The organism is Fulvitalea axinellae (assembly GCF_036492835.1).
GTDB lineage: Bacteria > Bacteroidota > Bacteroidia > Cytophagales > Cyclobacteriaceae > Fulvitalea > Fulvitalea axinellae.
In genome coordinates this window covers 201,056-219,646 of record NZ_AP025317.1, presented here as the reverse complement: position 1 = coordinate 219,646, position 18,591 = coordinate 201,056, and the positions used below count along the sequence as shown (strand labels likewise).

9 protein-coding genes are annotated in these 18,591 nt (G+C 42.9%); 7 read left to right on the top strand and 2 right to left on the bottom strand.

The genetic code is table 11. The annotated features are described in order from the left end of the window. Window positions 1–46 precede the first annotated feature (46 nt). On the top strand, window positions 47–715 hold the full coding sequence (locus AABK39_RS22985) for a DNA alkylation repair protein (RefSeq protein WP_338395352.1): 669 nt from the start codon (window positions 47–49) through the stop codon (window positions 713–715). 15 nt (window positions 716–730) lie between these two features. On the opposite strand, the gene AABK39_RS22980 is transcribed toward AABK39_RS22985, so the two are convergent. Further along, window positions 731–1,390, bottom strand: a complete 660-nt coding sequence (locus tag AABK39_RS22980; RefSeq protein WP_338395351.1) for a hypothetical protein — start codon at window positions 1,388–1,390, stop codon at window positions 731–733. 661 nt (window positions 1,391–2,051) lie between these two features. Here AABK39_RS22980 and AABK39_RS22975 point away from each other — a divergent pair. Continuing rightward, complete coding sequence (locus AABK39_RS22975; RefSeq protein WP_338395350.1) at window positions 2,052–4,139, top strand: IPT/TIG domain-containing protein; 2,088 nt, start codon at window positions 2,052–2,054, stop codon at window positions 4,137–4,139. A gap of 194 nt (window positions 4,140–4,333) precedes the next feature. On the opposite strand, the gene AABK39_RS22970 is transcribed toward AABK39_RS22975, so the two are convergent. Next, window positions 4,334–5,356, bottom strand: coding sequence for a BF3164 family lipoprotein (locus AABK39_RS22970; RefSeq protein ID WP_338395349.1), 1,023 nt, complete (start codon window positions 5,354–5,356; stop codon window positions 4,334–4,336). A gap of 1,455 nt (window positions 5,357–6,811) precedes the next feature. Between AABK39_RS22970 and AABK39_RS22965 the strand changes: the two genes are divergently transcribed. The 5 genes from AABK39_RS22965 to AABK39_RS22945 all read left to right on the top strand — a co-directional run bounded on the left by AABK39_RS22965 (window position 6,812) and on the right by AABK39_RS22945 (window position 18,590). Beyond that, window positions 6,812–7,591 (top strand): sulfotransferase family protein, encoded by a 780-nt coding sequence (locus AABK39_RS22965; protein ID WP_338395348.1) that lies wholly within the window; start codon window positions 6,812–6,814, stop codon window positions 7,589–7,591. A gap of 3 nt (window positions 7,592–7,594) precedes the next feature. After that, complete coding sequence (locus tag AABK39_RS22960; RefSeq protein ID WP_338395347.1) at window positions 7,595–8,155, top strand: phage tail protein; 561 nt, start codon at window positions 7,595–7,597, stop codon at window positions 8,153–8,155. Between the two features lie 13 nt (window positions 8,156–8,168). Then, entirely contained in the window at window positions 8,169–8,786 is a 618-nt protein-coding gene (locus AABK39_RS22955) for a phage tail protein (RefSeq protein ID WP_338395346.1), read from the top strand. 67 nt (window positions 8,787–8,853) lie between these two features. After that, the gene (locus AABK39_RS22950; RefSeq protein ID WP_338395345.1) at window positions 8,854–9,996 is read left to right on the top strand and encodes an ABC transporter substrate-binding protein; all 1,143 of its coding nucleotides are present in this window, start codon (window positions 8,854–8,856) and stop codon (window positions 9,994–9,996) included. Window positions 9,997–10,055: 59 nt separating this feature from the next. Beyond that, entirely contained in the window at window positions 10,056–18,590 is an 8,535-nt protein-coding gene (locus AABK39_RS22945) for a T9SS type B sorting domain-containing protein (protein WP_338395344.1), read from the top strand. Window position 18,591 lies beyond the last annotated feature (1 nt).

Genomic DNA, 18,591 nt, shown 5'->3' with positions numbered 1-18,591 from the left:
TAGGGATTGGTATTTTGTGAATGAACTTACGGAAAGCGATGTTTTTATGAAGGAATATACACAATCGATAGAGAAGGCGATGGGAGCCCGGGCGAATCCGGAAAGAGCGGAAGGGCAAAAGTCTTATATGAAAAACCGGTTCGAGTTCTTCGGGTTAGCTTCTACCGAACGTAGAGAGATACAGAAACCATTTTTGCAGAAAACCGCATTGCCGTCAAAAGGGGACGCCTACGCCTATATAAAGGAGCTTTGGCAAAAAGACCAACGGGAATTGCAGTACTTCGCACAGGAGTTGGCGTTTCGATACAGAAGTCAAATCTCCCTTGACGATATCAAGTTGTACGAGTATATGATAACGGAGAAATCGTGGTGGGATTCGGTGGATTTTATCGCCAGTAACCTTGTCGGGAATTATTTCCGTAAATACCCCGACGAAAGGGAGCGCTTGGTCCAACGTTGGCTGGATTCCGGAAATATCTGGTTACAGCGAAGCGCGTTGCTCTTTCAGCTTAAATACAAATCCGATTTGGATACCGAATTACTGACGGCGACAATCGAGATACTGTTAGCAGGAAATGAATTCTTTATAAATAAAGCCATCGGTTGGATTTTGCGTGAATACGGCAAAACGAACCCGCAATGGGTATTGGATTTTGCAGACAAACATAAGCTGAGTCCGTTGAGTAGGAGGGAGGCTTTGAGGATTATTCTGTAGGAGTAGGCCACGACGTTAAAATAGGCTGTCAATTTCTGCTTCGATATCTTCTTCTAAAGGTACTTTATCGGTCTTAGGATCAAATGAAGGGACTTCATATAATATGATCGCCATATTGCTTTTACCGGTTACCGACTTGTATGCTTTGAATATTTTTGACAATACAGGAGGCAGAGTCTTTTTAGGTTGATGAAAATCGGTTAATCGCATATGCATTTTAAAAGGGGATACCGCAAAACGCATGTCCCTATCATAATTCTCGTAATCTTTTCTGATTAACCTTTCTAGGCTATCGTATGGAAATGCGCCGTAATTGTACTTTGTAATGGAGTCTGGATAGATATAAATAACATCACGATTTCTGTAGCAATAGGTATCGTCGTTGCAGTAATTCGCAAGGTATAAGCTCCTTAACGTATCCTGATAAAGGAAAGAAATCTTAGGGACACTGTCATAGCAAGTAATCTGATCAACCCTTTTAACTAACGAATCGAAATGATCGAATTCGTTGAGGTTTAGCTCTACGCTAAGGCTGTCGTTGATATATTCTGTTATGCCGTAAATCTTTTGCGGTATGGGCTTTTGTTGTGGTTTTGAGCCGATACAGGCATATAATAGGTTTATCAAAAGCAATATTAGGCCTATTACCCTTTCTTTTGTTTTAGTAGGACGCATAATTTTTTGGTTTTATAGTTCTTCTTTTAGTTCAACAAACAGCTCGGTCTTTGACAGGTCTACAGCGAGTAATCAGATCTTGTTTTTATTTGAAGAGAGAAGAACAAATGATGGCATAGTTTATCGCTTTCGAATTTATTTATTTGGTTTTCGTCCCAATCGTAGAGTTAAAATCAGGGTGGAGTATCTCATATCAAAAAAATGAATAGTTGAAAAATTATGTATTATCCTAATAATAGCTATTATCAACATATAATACCATTTTTCAATTAAAAAATTAGGTGATAATTGTTTTTCGATAATAAAAAATGAAAACAGATGTGATTTTCGCCCTTTTTTCAAAGCAAAATGGATCTAACTAATCTTCGTTAGGGGATACTTCTCGATACATGGGTTTGAGAAGCTTTTACTCTTAATTCTAGAAAAATTAAAATCAAGTGTTAATCGTTTTCTACACTTTTATGAAGCCTTATTTATCATAAATCATACGATTTCAAAATTGAATATATCAGCATGAGTTGAAAAAATCTGTTTGAATTAATGTTTTTCACCCTCATTTATCCCTCACCATCCCTCATGATTACTCAATGAATAGTAATGGTTTTCTATAAAAATGAAAGAAAATTAATATTGCCATGCGAGCATATTTATTGAAACAATTATGAGAGGGATAAGAAAAATTAAATTTTTACTAGTGTTAGTAATTTTATCATTTACTTCATGTAGTAAAGAAACTGATACTGACAATCCTACGAATCCTAATAGTGGTGTTGAACTTACGATTTCGGAAATCAAGCCTTTATCAGGGCCAGAAGGAACAGGGGTTACCGTTATTGGGAAAAATTGGAGTTCTGAAAAATCAAAAATACGTTTATTTTTTGGTGATGAAGGTGTAGAAATTACTGATTTAAAACAAGATACATTAACATTTGATATTCCTGATTTAGATTTGGGCAAGTATCAGGTTAGATTGACTTCAGAGAATAAGGAAGCTGTTTTCAGTAAAAACTTTGAAATTACAGAAATAGCGGATCCTGAAGAGGTTGGTAATGATTTGAAAATTAAGAATATACAGCCAATTTCAGGTAGTACGGTTGTAATACCAGAGAAAGGGGTTTGTTATTTGAAGGTGGACTTAACATTTAGTCACCCGATACAGCCGTTAACTTTTACAAGTGATGAAATATTAAAACGCACTCATCCTGCATTAAAAAAGACTTTGACACGTGAGATAGTGTCTTATATTGGTGAGAACATTTTAAAAAATAGACAATTAGAGGGTAATCTAACTCAAAAAACGGTTAACCACCCGATAGATCTTCTTTATAATAGAGATGGTAACTTTAGTCATATATTAGAATATGACGCAAGTCAACCATCTAAGCTCTCAGTATACATAGCTTATAGCGGTGAGTTTGTGGAGCAATATCAGGGTGACGGTATAATCAGTTTTAGTATTCCTGCGGGAGTATTTTACGTTAAGGGATCGGATGGAAAGGTTTTAAATGAAAAGATAGCGTTAGACTGGCACCTAAACATTTTAAGGGCAAGTGATCTTCGGGTATTAAATTACACACAGTTTCTAAAGAAAGATCAGTTTACTTTTAAATGCCAACTGAGTGGGGTTTTAAATACTCAGGGAATGGAGTTGATCGTTAAGGATGCGAAAACGGGCCATATGGCACAGACCATTTCTGATAAACGGATAAATCAAGAGAATACTACCTTGTTCTCGAAAGAGATATCGAATATTCCAAAGGTCACAAAGTTTATACAAGAAGGCAGTGAAATAATTTTAAATAGGGGAGACTACAGCGGTGAATTTCTAATGGAGGTTAATCATCCAGGAAAATTGACAAGTAAAATACCTTATTATACTTTGCCGGGAAAATCACCACAGTATGTAAGTGAGGGACCCGTTAAATTTAGCGATTTAGATTTCTCTGTCGATAAGGATGGGAAAAGTCCCACACTTAAAATGACTCCCAGTGATGATAACCATGATCTGAAGTCAGGAGAGATTGTAAAAATATTTGATAACATCACTCTAGAGTTTTCTGAACCTATTAGCTTTAAAAGGGGAGTAGTAAAAATCTCATATTCCGAAGCAGGAGATAAATATTTTCCAACGAAAGATCTTTTAGAGTTTTATGATGAGGAAAAGTTCACGTTTACTATCCCTTATGAAAAGTTTAGGTCGAATAATAGGACGTTGACAGATCTAAAGGTTGAACTGATTGATGTAGTTGACTATGGAGGGAATACATTGGATAAGTTGCTTTACCAAGCCACCACATTTCGACCTAAAAGGAGTTCAAAGAGGGTAAAGATACGTGCTACAGATTGGGTTAAAGAAAAAATTAATAAACCAGCTCAGCTCTCCAATATGGAGTCTAAGGTGTACAAGTATGAAGCGGTGTTGGATATGGGCTTTAAATCTGGTCTTACGAGTATCGTTCAACCGGCGGCTTCTCTTTCTCTATTAAGTGATTTGTTTAATCGTAAAAAATATAATTTTTCTCATTTTTCAATTAATGGTCCCGAATTGTTCAATAGACCGACTAAAAACAGCTCGTTTTTAACAGTTTCTGGTTTACCCTCTAACTTATGGAAAGTGACAGGCAATAGGATTGTGTTTTACTCAAATGAGGACATTGAAATTCCTGACGGAATAGAGATTAATATCACTAGCATGGAGGTTTATGGGGTGGATGCTAATAATAGATATAAGGCTGTGCATCCATGGTGATTTCTTGGTTTATTAATATCATTATATAATGAAGTGATATTAGAGTCTCACGCTATTATTTGGACTTGAATACCGGCTTTAAGGCTTACTGAAAAACTTTAAAATAAGAAATCAGTAGTGGTCGAAGATGTCAATTTCAGCAAAAGAAAAAAGGGCGCTAAGCGTCCTTTTTTCAAAGTGGCATACCAAAATGTTTAAACTCTTGCTTTCAGCACTACAAATGTTGCGAGACTGTAATCCCAAGCCAGTATTCCTAGCAGTTTGATAGAATCCTCTGCTGACGGTAAAATTCTGAATCGAAGAAAAGAGTTGTTTGTTTTAAAACGCTTGATAGGGTTACCGTCCCAGTCATATACTTCGAATAGCTCCTTGGCTTTGGTATTTCTGTTAAAAACCGCCCCCCCTGAATATTTGGTGATTATATATTTGGAGTTAGCCCGCAAGTCGCTGTATTCAATTATTCTATTTTGTGGTTTCTTTGAATCCTTATTTTCCCCCTCTAGTTGAGCGTCGGGGCTAACGGTGATTTTCCGGATTAGATTGCCCTTGAAATCTATGATATCGATGCGTCTATGACCTGTATATGCGATTGCGATACGCTGAGCATCCTTGTTTACCTTGTAAAGGCAATAGTACTCTTTTGTAGGCTTATATTTGAAATCCGGAAAATCGTAGATGACTTTAGCTTCTCCATTGTCCTTAGGTAGTTTTACTATCTCTTTCCATCTTTGGCCTTTATCGTTACGGGAGTACCTGGTATAGATAAATGAGTCTCCGCAATCGATAGGACAGGTTTTTAGGTCTTTGCTATATTTTTCATCGATTTTGTTGAGGGAACGATTTTCGTTTACACGGAAAACGCCAATCTTTTTTCGATCCTTATCAAATAGACCTACTTGATTATCACTCATCTCAAAGAGTTCCGCACTATTATGCTTTTTACCTTGACGGAGGATTTTTCCTTTAAGCTGAAGGGTGTTTATATCGAAAATGGTTAGCAGGTCGTGTTCTGGATGTTGGTTTTGGGCAATCAATGAAGAGCCCCTAATTGCTGTCCGTATAACGCTTAAGTCATCTTTCGTTTTTATGGGTGTCTCTGTAAGTTTTTCACCCAACGGAATTTCCTCTTCGGTTAAGTTAAGATGGAGGTTTTTGTTGTTTTTTTGGCAAGAGAAATTTAAAAAAATAGAAAGGATCATTAAATGCAAATACTTCATAATATCAGGATTTGTATTAATTTTAACTCAATGAAATAACGATATATCAATGATTATTTTTTCTTAATTGAAGTTAAAAAGAGTTAAAAGGGTTTACATCGAGCAATACTCATGTCCCGCTTGCGGGTGAAAATAGGCCGTGTATTTTCCAGTTAGGGAACTAGGCGGATCGGTGTTGAATTTGATTGTCATCAATAACTTTTGAGTGCATAACCAATTCAGGGTAAATAGAAGAAAAAAGTGAGCTGGGACGAACGTCACGCTCGCTCCTACAAGTGCTAGAACAAAGCGAAGCGTTTTCATAAACACTGGTGAGAATAAACAAAGGAAGTGAATAACCTCTAGCTCTACACTATGGTTTTAGGCGTTCTGATTTCGTTATGCATTAACCTTTTTCCGCAAAAACCGCCGAAACCTTACCAGCCATTCTCCCCCGCCTTTCATGATGGGATCAAGATGGGATAAGCCACGGATGAAGATGGGATAATGATACTTTGGGCATTTCCCACTAGGCTATAAAAAAGACCGATTTCCATGCGGAAACGGCCCAAACCTTACGTGTCCCGGTCCGATAGACCACAGTTATCGTCATACTGACCATATTGGCCTTTCGGATTTGTTTTATACTGCTATATACCCGAAAAACCTATAAAAAGATACCCGTAGGGTATGTAAGGGTACACTAAGGTCACAAAAGGTATAATTTGGCCATTTTATTTATCCAGAAAACGAATTAGATCAGTGAAAATTCGACCGCAAGTCGAAACAACCGGAGAAATGGCATGCCTTCTCTCACCATGCGTACAGTCACAAAACAGATCAAATATAGGGACTGGGCTCGCCCTGTCAACGCCGGCCAAAGAAACATCCGTATCAACAACAGAAAACCAAGACGGTTACAAACAAGGGTAATCCTAAGAGTGCGTAACGGGTTCAGAAATAATAGGGCTGGTGTTAGGCCTCAGCCTAGCGCTTTATGGGTATTTGGAGCTCCCAACTAAGCGTAAGTGACCTCTTGAGCGCAATTAAAGAAAATCAAAATCGGCGAATATGCTCCAACCCAACGCTTATCCTGATTTTGTTATAAACTCATAACTTTTTACGTATCCTTTATTGCTTATTCACAGGCCTTTTAACGAATTGTTTCTCTCTCTGTGTGTTTAGCTGTATTGGTTTGGGTTTCCATTCTTTGTTTCGATGGATATGATCAAGTTATATGATCCCAGTGGTGTCATTTTCTCTTTTTCGGATATGTAGTTTTATTCCTAACTACATTTATGATTTTTAAAAATCAATTAAAAAATATTCTTTATTTAACTCAGGTGTGCTTATAATAAGATTATATGTATTATTCATGTAATAATATCTACTAAAAGAAATGTAAATAACTCTCCGATGGTTTGTATGTGTTTTTAATAATAGGGTACTTACCGTTTCAGAATCCCTTGTTCTTTTATGGTTATCGATCGGATAAATCCTGTAATTATAGTTTCCTCTATAGTGCGCTCTGGCACTACCTTGGTCCAACGTCTGTTGAATTCTTCGGATAATGCGTTGGTATTCGGAGAGCATTCGTTTCAAGACCTGCTAGAGGCTCTGAATAGACACTTGGGCAAGAGTGTCTTTTTTGGTCATCATCTCGATTATTTCCGCTCTTTATCCGATCGTGTAATAGAAAAAGGCCAGGATCTGTGGTCTGCCGATGTGTTGCCTCCTATTGATGAGTATTTGCGGGAGTGTTATGCGGGTATTTGGCGATCGACGCTTTATCATAAAGAGTTTGCCCAGAGTAAGGGGCGTAGCGTTTGGGGTGTAAAGGCGGCGGGGATAGAACGTGGTTTTGCGGATATGCTGTACCGGAATCTGCCGAACGCTAAGATTATCTGGATTAGGCGTGATTTGTCGGATTGTTTGGCATCGGCCAAATCTGCGGGGATTTATACTGACCCATCACAGTTAGATTATTTTTTGAATTGCTTTAATGAAGGCCAACAGTTAGCTGAGAGCTTACGAGGTCAGGAGAGATTTCTAGAAATAGAGTACCAAGATTTACTCAAGAATCCTGAAGAAACGATAGAGAAATTATCCCGGTTTACGGGAGCCAAGGGAATCAGGGCTGAGGTATTGAATAAACGGTTAAACAGTGCGACTGGTACATATCTGAAACCAGCTCCGTTATCGGAAGTGGAACGGGAAAGAATTAAAGAAACCCAATATAAACCTTTAAATCAATAAACCATGGAACCATTTCTAGGACAAGTAGTCATGTTCGGCGGGAATTTTGCGCCAAGGGGCTGGGCTTTTTGTGACGGGCAACTTTTGCCGATTAGTCAAAATTCAGCTCTTTTTTCGCTTTTGGGAACTATCTATGGCGGTGATGGCCGTAGCACTTTCGCTTTACCGGATCTAAGAGGAAGGGTTCCTATGCACCCGGGTGACGGACCTGGATTGAGTCGTTATCAAGTGGGGCAGACACATGGGCAAGAGACTGTCGCGCTTTCTGTTGCGGAGATGCCGACCCATACGCACACCGCTCAGACCAAGGCCAGACTGTTTGCGAATCATACCCCTCCTACTGGTGGTGGAAACTCTAGTTCTCCTAACGGTAATGTGTTGAGTAGTGACGGTTCGAATATCTACTCGACCGCACCTCCAAACGTGGAGATGTCGGACGAGTGCTTGGACGTAATGGTCACCAATACTAATACGGGAGGAAGCATCCCCCATGAGAATCGCCAGCCTTATCAGTGCGTGAACTTTATTATAGCCTTGCAGGGCATTTTTCCATCCAGAAGCTAAAACCAGATAATATATGGAGCCATTTATAGGTGAGATAATCCTCTTTGCGGGAGATTTTGCGCCAAGAGATTGGATGTTCTGTCAGGGACAGTTGTTGCCGATTTCCTCGAATTCGGCCCTGTATTCCATATTGGGAACGTATTACGGCGGTGATGGGCGAAATACATTCGCATTGCCCGATCTGCGTGGGCGTGTCCCGATACACAAAGGTAATGGGCAAGGGCAAGGGCTTAGAAGCTACATTTTGGGTGAGAGTGGCGGTGTTGAGAAGGCATCACTTGTTCCTTCTCAATTGCCAATCCATTCCCATAATGCTATTGTTTCCGCTAGTCTGAAGGCTTCTTTTATTCCACCTGTAGGCGGTGGAGACACATCTAATCCAGAAGGAAATTCGTTGAGTGGCAACGGAACACTTAAATATGTTCACGACACTGAAGCGGATGAACTTTCGCCAAATAGAATCTTGGAATCCAGTGGTACTTATGCCGACAATATTATCGGAGGAGACGCGGTGGAAGTTGAGGTAATTAACGGGGATACTGGCGGTGGCTTGCTTCACGAGAACAGAATGCCTAGCCTCTGCATGAATTTTATTATCGCCATAGCCGGTAATTACCCATCCCGTTCATAAGACTGTTTTTTTGCGTCCCTTGCCCTTTTAGGGCTAAGGGACGTTTCTATAATTATCATTTATCTAAGTGGAAAAGATTTATAGAATAGGTGTTTTGGCTCCGCATTCGGGCCGTTATCCTGCCTTGGCCAGTGATTTTGTTAATTGCCTGAGACGTCCGTTATCTTCAGCCGGCATTCGACATGAGTTGTTGGTAGAGGGCATTGGCTTCGGCAATAAATTGGATAAGGTGTTGGAAGCGTGCCAAAAACTGGTGTTTTCAGACGTGGATGTGGTAGTGGCTTTGCTGGGGCACCGTTTTCATGACCGTATTTTTTCTTTTTTTCAAGACAATAACAAGTTGTTGCTCTTTTCGGATTTCGGTTCGGAAAAGCCTCCCATAGCCAAATTGGGTAAGAATATATTTGCCAACTCACTGGGCTTATGGCAATCGATGAGGTATGGGGCCTTACGGCATGCCGAGCTGGGGCAAAGCAAGTTCGCATTGTTAAGCTCCTTTTATGAAGCCGGGTACGGAATAGCCTCCAGCTACACGGAGGCGATGCTGGAAAGTGGGCATGGTGAGGTGATGTTGAATTATTTCTACCCCGATAAGCCGGAGGCGGGAGAAGCCAATCGCTTATTGGGACTACTGGAAGGGCTTGAGGTGGATACGGCTTTGTTGTCATTTTCCGGTCCCGACTCTGCCCGTTTTCATGAAGTGTTACAAGAGACCGACTTAGGGCAAAGACTAAGGCTTTGTTCGCCAGAGGGAGCATTTAGTAGGGATCTCATCTTTGAAAACCCTGAGGTATATGCCGGAATGGAGATGTTCGGAAGCTGGTTCCCGGAATTGGAAAGTGAAGCCAATCAGAGTTTTTTGGAGTGGTTCGAAGACACTTACGAGCGAACCCCGGTCTATTCGGCTTTGCTGGGTTTCGAAAATGGATTGGCTTTGGCCAAGGCGATCGAATATGCGGAAGGGGAAAGGAAAACCAAGGTGTTACGAGAGGCGATGGAGAACGTAACGGTGGAAGGGCCGAGAGGAACAATAGACTTTCAAGAATCTCACAAGACAAGACCTTCCCACTATGTAGGCAAGGTGATTGTGGACAAAGATGATTGCCGGATAGAAGTATCCGATAGAATTGATATGGACGATAATACGCCTGCGGAAGTGACTGAAGGAGAGAGGGGTGGTTGGCTCAATGCCTATATGTGTGTTGACTGACAGGGCCTTTTAAAATATAAAACAGGAAAACTACTCGACTTCAGATAATCACAAAAACCATGTTTCTAAAACTACCAAGAACAGTAACCTTAAGCGTCTTGCTCTCTTTGCTGACGGTGCTGGTAAGCCATACCGGGGGTGTGGCGCAGAATAATACGATTACTTTTGATGATCAGGGATTTACGCCAGATAGTAATATTGATTCTAATGTAAGTAGAGGGTTTAATGTTGTTTCTAATGGAGTGACATTTAGTTTCTCTTCCAATTCGGATAAGGGAAATTCCCCAAGTAGTTTTTTTCATTATAGAGTCAATACTACTTCATTAGGAGACACTTATCCTATCCCTAATGGCAGGAAGTACGTTGATGCAGGTTCACAGCCTTTAGCTGGAGGAGGAACAAATCCTCATGATGATAAAATCACAATCACTGCTTCAAGTAAGATAGATTTAAAATCTATTACATTCGTTAATCTGTATGGTACCGTATACCCATATGTTGTAGATATAGAGGCATATAAAGATGGGAATAAAGTTGCCGCGATATCTGATATTTCGATAAATGTAAAGGAGTTTGTGTATCCATTTACGAATCCGAACTTCTCAGAAGTTGACAAGATCGTGATTACTGACTCGGATGATGGGCCATTATCAACGTATAGTTCTTTGGGGAGTTTGGGGTTTGACGATATTGTTTGGGCAGCAGGGGCAGGGGCATGCACTGAACCCGACGTACCAACAGTAACTTACAATCCACAGACAGTCTGCGCAGGCTCATCAACGACTTTAAATATTACGGGAAATCTTAACGACGCTACCAAGTGGGTAATTTATTCAGGTTCTTGCGGAGACCCTGATTCTAAAGTAGACGAAACGACAAATAGCACATTCCAAGTTACGCCATCTTCACCTTCTACCCAGTACTTTGTTCGTGGTGAAGGCGGTTGTGCCACTTCTAGCAGTTGCGGTAATGTTACGGTATCCGTGACACCAATAAGTAACAGTAGCTTCGCTTACGGATCGTCTTCATATAGTGTAGATGGTTTTGATCCTACACCCTCGAAAAATACTTCTGGTGGAACTTTCACCGCAACACCTTCCGGACTTAGTATAAACCCTAATACGGGTGCTATTGACGTTTCGTTAAGTACGCCGAAAGAGTATACGGTAAAATATACGACAGCCGGATCGTGTCCGAGTTTCACTACAAAACAAGTTACGGTTACGCCGGATGTTACGGCACCAGCAGGCTATTTGGCTACAATAGACCAAGCTTATGTAAATTCTACGAACCAATCGGCCATCAGCTTTACTTTTGCCAACGCTGAGCCAGGGTCCACCTATGAGTATACCATTACTTCTGATGGAGGCGGAACCCCCGTTACCAATAATGGAGTGATTGCTACAGCTACGGACCAGATTACAGGAATCAACTTATCAGGTTTGGGTGACGGAACTTTAAAGCTGACTGTAACATTGACAGATGCAGCGTCAAATAAAGGAATGCCTTCAATTTTCCTGAGGACAAAGGATACCGTAGCGCCTTCTGGCTATTCAGTATCCATAGATCAAGACTATTTTAATAATCCGGTCCATTCTTCACTCACTTATTCTTTTTCAGGAGCCGAGGTAGGGGCTACATATGAAATCTCTGTAACGTCAGATGGAGCGGGAAGCCCTGTTTCCAACCTGACAGTGCCAATTACGTCTTCGTCTGTAACCGCAAGAGGATATCCCGTAGATGCGTCGTTACCGGATGGTAATATTACTTTGAGTTTTACAGTGACAGATGAAGCGGGAAATGTTGGGCCAACCGAGACGTCAACTAAGCCAAAAGATACGGTAAAACCGACAATCCAGTCTGTTACTATTGACCCTGTCAACGGTAACCCGCCAGCGAAAACAGCTACCGAAATTGTATATACGCTTACGTTTAGCGAGCCTGTCAGCAATGTGTCGGCCGATGACTTTACGGTTTTCAATACAGTCTCCCCGTCTAATTCTTTGGGTAGTATTACTGATATTACTCCCGTAGCCTCTTCAAACGGCGCAAGTTATAAAGTGACAGTAGGCATTTCCACCGGTGAGGGAACGGTAAGTCTTATACTTAATAATGGGAGTAGTAATATCACGGACGCTGTGACTAATCCTTGTGCTGGGCCTTTCAGTGAGATGGGTGTCCATACCGTAGACACTGTAGTTCCTGTAGTATCAATCGGTACGCCGATTATAAGAAGCGGTAAGCCGCTGGCTAATATTTCAGATATAATCGAATTTAATCTCGCGATCACAGGAGCCACATCCCACAATCTTGAGAAATCGGATATAGAACTTGTCGGTAGTTTGGCTGGAAGCGTTACTTCTGACAAAATTCTTTTAACAGGCAAAACTGGATCAAACCCGGCGGTATTGTTGTCCGGGATCTCAGGTGACGGTACAATAGGCATAAAAATAAAGGCGGGGGCATATACGGATGCTTCAGGTGACAGTAACGTAGCGACTGATCCAAGTGGTTTGGTCACGATAGACAACACTCCCCCGAAATTTAGTATTGGCGATCCGAGCGTTCCGGTTACTAATAACGGTCCGGTGAGCTATCCAATAACTGTGGACGATAATACGGTTACTTTGGAGGAAGACGATATTTTGGTAAAAAGTAACGATGGCGTTACGGCCACCAAAGCATTGACAGGTAACGCTACATCTGGATATACGCTGACCCTTACCAATATACAAGGGGAAGGAAGTGTATCGATAGATGTGAAGTATGGAGCGGTCACGGATGTTGCCGGTAATCAGTCTGTTTCTGCATCAAGTGGATCTGTAGCGGTTGACAAAACACCGCCGTCTGTGGCGTTCGGGGTGACGAAAATCCGTTCTGGAAAACCGAAGGCGAATTCTTCCGATATAATTGAATTTAATATCAATGTCACAGGCGCGGACTTTTATAATTTTGATAAACCCGATATCGAGCTTGTAGGCAGTTTGGCTGGAAGCGTTACTCCTGACAAAATTATTTTAACGAGTGCAACTGGACCAAACCCAGTAGTTTTATTGTCAGGGATAACAGGGGACGGAACTATAGGTATAAAAATAAAGGCTGGACCGTATTCCGATTTTGTTGGAAACGAGAGTTTGGCCTCGCCTTCAAGTACTTTGTTTACCGTAGACAATACCCGCCCGGTGTTTAGCATCGAGGCTCCGAGCGTTTCGGTTACTAAAAACGGGCCTGTCAGCTATCCGATAACCGTGGACGATAATGCGGTTACTCTAGAGGAAGACGATATTTTGGTGAAAAGCAATGACGGCGTTACGGCCACCAAAGCATTGACCGGCAACGCTACTTCTGGATACACGCTGACTCTTACCAATATACAAGGAGATGGCAACGTATCGATAGACGTAATACATGCCGCGGTAACGGATGAAGCCGGCAACGTATCCTTTTCAAAGTCAAGCGCTCCAGTAACCGCCGATAATACGCCTCCGACGGTTACTTTGGGCACGCCTACAAAGACTCTTGTCAATAATGGGAAAACGGTTGAAATTCCTGTGACGATTTCAGGCGCCGATAACATCGATTTCACGAAAGAAAAACTAAGTCTAACAGGGCCTTCTTCCGCTACGGTCGAGATTCAAAACGGAACTACGGCATCCCCAACTATTAAGTTGACAAACTTTAGTGGAGATGGAGTCCTGACCGTTTCTGTTAATGGCTCAGTAGCGTCAGACCAAGTAGGCAACACTTCCTCAGGCTCTACCAACTCGGTACAGATTACGGTGGATAACACGCCACCGACCGTTGTTGTCAAGAATAAGGAACTGTTTTTGAACGCCGCCGGGCTTGCGACTTTAGCCACAAGCGATATTGACAACAATTCTTCTGACGCTAATGGTATTGAAGGTATTACCTTAAGTAAAACGGATTACTCATGTGACGCGTTGGGACCACAAAATGTTACCCTAACCGTTACGGATAAAGCGGGCAATTCCGATAATAAAACAGCTACTGTTACTGTAAAGGATAATATAAAGCCTGTTGTCTCAGTAAAAAATATCACCGTTCAGCTCGACGCTAATGGTCAAACGACCATCACAGCTAACGACATCGACAACGGAAGTACAGACAACTGCGGAATCAAATCCAAATCAATTGACGTTTCGTCGTTTGATTGTTCTCATGTCGGAACGCCACAGACTGTGACATTGACTGTTACCGACAATAGTGACAATCAGGAAACGGGTATCGCTACAGTAACAGTTGAGGATAATGTGAAGCCTGCGTTGTCAGCCCAAGATTTCATGTTTTCGCTTGACGCAGCTGGCAACGGAACCATTACCGTTTCCGACTTGCAAGTTGTTACCAGTGATGCCTGTGGAGCACCTGAAATATCTTTAAGCAAAACAGCCTTCGTAGTCGGCGATATTGGTGACAATACCGTGACCGTCACGGCGACGGACGAAAATGGAAACACTGAGCAGGTAACGGTCAATGTTAAAGTACAAGATACCACGGATCCAGAGCTAACGGCCGAAGATTATACCTTGCAGTTGAATGCGTCGGGTCAGGGAACTTTGACAAAAGATTTGCTGAACGTGGTGGCAACTGACGCCGCTGGCATCGCAAGCGTTACGCTTAGCAAGACTGATTTCAATTGTGACGATATCGGATCGGAGAGCGTAACTGTGACGGCTACCGATAATAGCGGACGAACATCGACCAAAACCGTTACCGTGACTATCGAGGATAAGCTCAAGCCAGTCGCCAAGGCCAAGAGCATCACCGTTCAGCTTGATGAAAATGGACAAGCGACTATTACCGCTGATGACATCGACAACGGCAGCTCCGACAACTGCGGAATATCTTCCAAAACAATAGATGTTAGCTCATTCGATTGTTCCCATGTCGGAACGCCACAGACTGTGACATTAACAGTTACCGATAATTATGACCAAAAGGACATGGCCGTGGCAGAGGTAACTGTTGAAGATAATGTGAAGCCTGCGTTGTCAGCCCAAGATTTCATGTTTGCGCTTGACGCGGCTGGCAACGGAACCATTACCGTATCCGACTTGCAAGTTGTTACCAGCGACGCCTGTGGAGCACCTGAAATAACTTTAAGCAAAACAGCCTTCGTAGTTGGCGATATTGGTGACAATACCGTGACCGTCACGGCGACGGACGAAAATGGAAACACTGAGCAGGTAACGGTCAATGTTAAAGTACAAGATACCACAGATCCAGAGCTAACGGCCGAAGATTATACCTTGCAGTTGAATGCTTCGGGTCAGGGAACATTGACAAAAGAGTTGCTGAACGTGGTGGCAACTGACGCCGCTGGTATCGCAAGCGTTACGCTTAGTAAGACTAACTTTAGTTGTGATGATATTGGATCGGAGAGCGTAACTGTGACGGCTACCGATAATAGCGGACGAACATCGACCGAAACCGTTACGGTGACTATCGAGGATAAGCTCAAGCCAATCGCCAAGGCCAAGAACATCACCGTTCAGCTTGATGAAAACGGCCAAGCGACTATTACCGCTGATGACATCGACAACGGAAGTACTGACAACTGCGGAATATCTTCCAAAACAATAGATGTTAGCTCATTCGATTGCTCCCATGTCGGAACGCCACAGACTGTGACATTAACAGTTACCGATAATTATGGCCAAGAGGATATGGCAACAGCCGAGGTAACAGTTGAGGATAATGTGAAACCGGCCTTGACCGCTCAGAATTTCACTCTACAACTTGACGCGACAGGAGCCGGAACAATTACGGCAAGCGATCTTCAAGTTTCTACTACGGATATCTGCGGAGTTCCTGAAGTCTCTTTGAGCAAAACGGATTTCGACTGCTCAAATGTGGGAGAAAACAGTGTGACAGTAACCGCTACGGACAAAAACGGTAACAAGGAAGAAGTGTCAGTTTCTGTAATGGTTGAGGACAAAGTGAAACCGACATTGACAGCGGAAGATTACACTCTGGAGTTGTCCAATACCGGTACAGCTGTATTGACAGCGGAGATGCTTCAGGCGGAAGTAACGGACGCTTGCGAGATTAAGGAAGTTACTTTGAGCAAGTCGGAGTTCGATTGCTCGAACTTGGGAACGAATCAGGTAACGGTAAGCGTAGAGGACAAAAACGGAAACGTTAGCCAAAAAACGGTTACCGTAACAGTCAAAGACGTTACAGCGCCTGAAGTCTCTACTGTCGGTACTTTAACGGTCCAACTTGACGAGTCAGGAAATGCGACAATCACGGCTGAAGATATCGACGCTTCATCTGAGGATGCGTGCGGAATCGCCGAACGGATATTGGATATCTCTACTTTCGATTGCTCGAATATCGGCACTCCTGTGACGGTTACTCTGACAGCGAAAGACGCCAGCGGAAACCAGTCGACAGGAACGGCTGTAGTAACGGTCGAAGACAACGTGAAACCGGCCTTGACCGCTCAGAATTTCACTCTACAACTTGACGCGATAGGAGCCGGGACAATTACGGCCAGTGATCTTCAAGTTGTTACTTCAGACGCCTGCGGAACTCCGGAAGTCTCTTTGAGCAAAACGGATTTCGATTGCTCGAATGCGGGAGAAAATAGCGTTACGGTAACCGCCACGGACGAAAACGGCAACGAAACCGATGTCGCCGTTACGGTTACGGTAGAGGATGAAGTGGCGCCGGAAGTGGTGGCGCAAGATTTCACATTGGACTTGGACGCAACCGGAAACGCTACTTTGACCAAGGAAATGCTGAACATCCAGACCGCTGACGCGTGTGGCGCTGTGGAAGTGACTTTGGACAAAACTTCGTTTGATTGCTCAAATGTGGGAGAAAACGATTTGGTAATTACGGGAACGGATATTTACGGCAACAAAACGGATATTACGATTAAAGTTACCGTGAAGGATGTTACCCTTCCGGAGGTGATGACACAGGATATTACTGTAGAATTGGACGCTTCGGGCCAAGTCAGTATTACTCCGGAACAAATCAATAACAACTCTGCCGACGCTTGCGGTATCGGTAATCTGGAACTGGACATGAGTAATTTCGATTGTTCCAAAACAGGAGAAAATACCGTAACGCTGACCGTAACGGACAATAACGGGAACAGCGCCACGGGAACGGCCAAGGTTACTGTTCTTGACAAAATCGATCCGACTATAGAATGTCCTGTTAAAGTGGACGCCCAAGTTCATCCTAGCGAAACGACCGTAGAAGTTACCGTTCCGTTGCCGGTTTTGGCCGACAATTGTAGCGGTGTGACGGTTACGAACAGTTTCAATAATCTTGAAAATGCCAGCGGACAATACCCTAGAGGCGTAACCGAAATCGTTTGGACCGTAACGGACGCTTCAGGAAATACCGCAACTTGTACTAGCGAAGTCAGTGTGACTGAAATTCAGCTTCCGCCGGTAATCAGCGCCATCGCTGTCCAGAATATCGACGAAGGCTCGGAATTAAGCTTTGATGTTTCTGCCGAAGACCCGAACAAAGACGGTGTCGGTTTTGCGCTTTCGGCGGAAGCGATTGCCGCGGGGCTAACGCTGAATGGTAGCACAGTCACTTGGACTCCAAACGAATCGCAAGGACCATCGTCCTACACGTTTACGCTTACTGCGACCGACGACAGCGATCAGGCTTTGTCTTCGACGATTGACTTTACCGTAAACGTTGGCGAAGTAAACGAGCAGCACAGTTTGGCCACTCTTCAGGACATTACTTTGCCTGAGCATGAGGAATTGGCCTTTACGCTACAGGTTTCGGATGTGGATTTGCCGAGACAGCCATTCGTTTACAGCGTTGACCAAGCCGGGCAAGACTTAGGTTTCCAAGTGAACGCTTCCACTGGTGAAGTAAGCTGGACGCCTGGCGAAGATCATGGTGGAAACACTTACACCGTCGAATTTACTGTTGTGGACGGATCGACGGAGAACTTCACGGCCAGTACAAGCCTTAAGGTTACGGTTACGGAAGTGAACGACCCTGTAGTCATCGATACGGAGCAAGGTTTTACGCAAACACTCAATGTTGGTGAAGAGCCTCCGACACTTTCGTTTAAGGTAACGGATCCGGAAGCGCAGAATATCGAGACTAGGGTGACGGTGATTACCTCTCCAAAGAATGTGATTTCCGAAGACGATTTCGAAGTGATCAAAGACGGAGACGAGTACGAAGTCAAGCTCAAGACTATTGACAAGGAGTTTATAGGCGTTGTTGACGTGACGATTATCGTTGAGGAAATCGTGGTTCAATCAAGAGGAAGACAGAACAGGACCAGTGTTCGGGAGATCGATTTCGAATTCAAGTTTGAGAAGAGAGAAATACCATTGGACATCCCGAATATGTTCACGCCGAACGGCGACGGAGTAAACGACACTTGGAATATCGTTTATCTGGGACTGTATGACAGCAACACCGTTCAAGTATATGACCAATTCGGTTTGAAAGTTTTCGAAAGAAGAAATTACAACCGCGACGACGAATGGGATGGGGGAGATCTGGAAAGCGGTCCGTATTTCTATGTTATCAAAGTTTCTAGCGGTGAAGTTTACAAAGGTAAATTGACCATTATCAGATAAA

Excerpts from the sequence above, each read along its gene's own strand:
- AABK39_RS22985 (WP_338395352.1), top strand. The coding sequence starts at position 47 with ATGAAGGAATATACACAATCGATAGAGAAGGCGATGGGAGCCCGGGCG.
- AABK39_RS22945 (WP_338395344.1), top strand. The coding sequence starts at position 10,056 with ATGTTTCTAAAACTACCAAGAACAGTAACCTTAAGCGTCTTGCTCTCT.
- AABK39_RS22975 (WP_338395350.1), top strand. The coding sequence starts at position 2,052 with ATGAGAGGGATAAGAAAAATTAAATTTTTACTAGTGTTAGTAATTTTA.
- AABK39_RS22955 (WP_338395346.1), top strand. The coding sequence starts at position 8,169 with ATGGAGCCATTTATAGGTGAGATAATCCTCTTTGCGGGAGATTTTGCG.
- AABK39_RS22970 (WP_338395349.1), bottom strand. The coding sequence starts at position 5,356 with ATGAAGTATTTGCATTTAATGATCCTTTCTATTTTTTTAAATTTCTCT.
- AABK39_RS22980 (WP_338395351.1), bottom strand. The coding sequence starts at position 1,390 with ATGCGTCCTACTAAAACAAAAGAAAGGGTAATAGGCCTAATATTGCTT.
- AABK39_RS22965 (WP_338395348.1), top strand. The coding sequence starts at position 6,812 with ATGGTTATCGATCGGATAAATCCTGTAATTATAGTTTCCTCTATAGTG.
- AABK39_RS22960 (WP_338395347.1), top strand. The coding sequence starts at position 7,595 with ATGGAACCATTTCTAGGACAAGTAGTCATGTTCGGCGGGAATTTTGCG.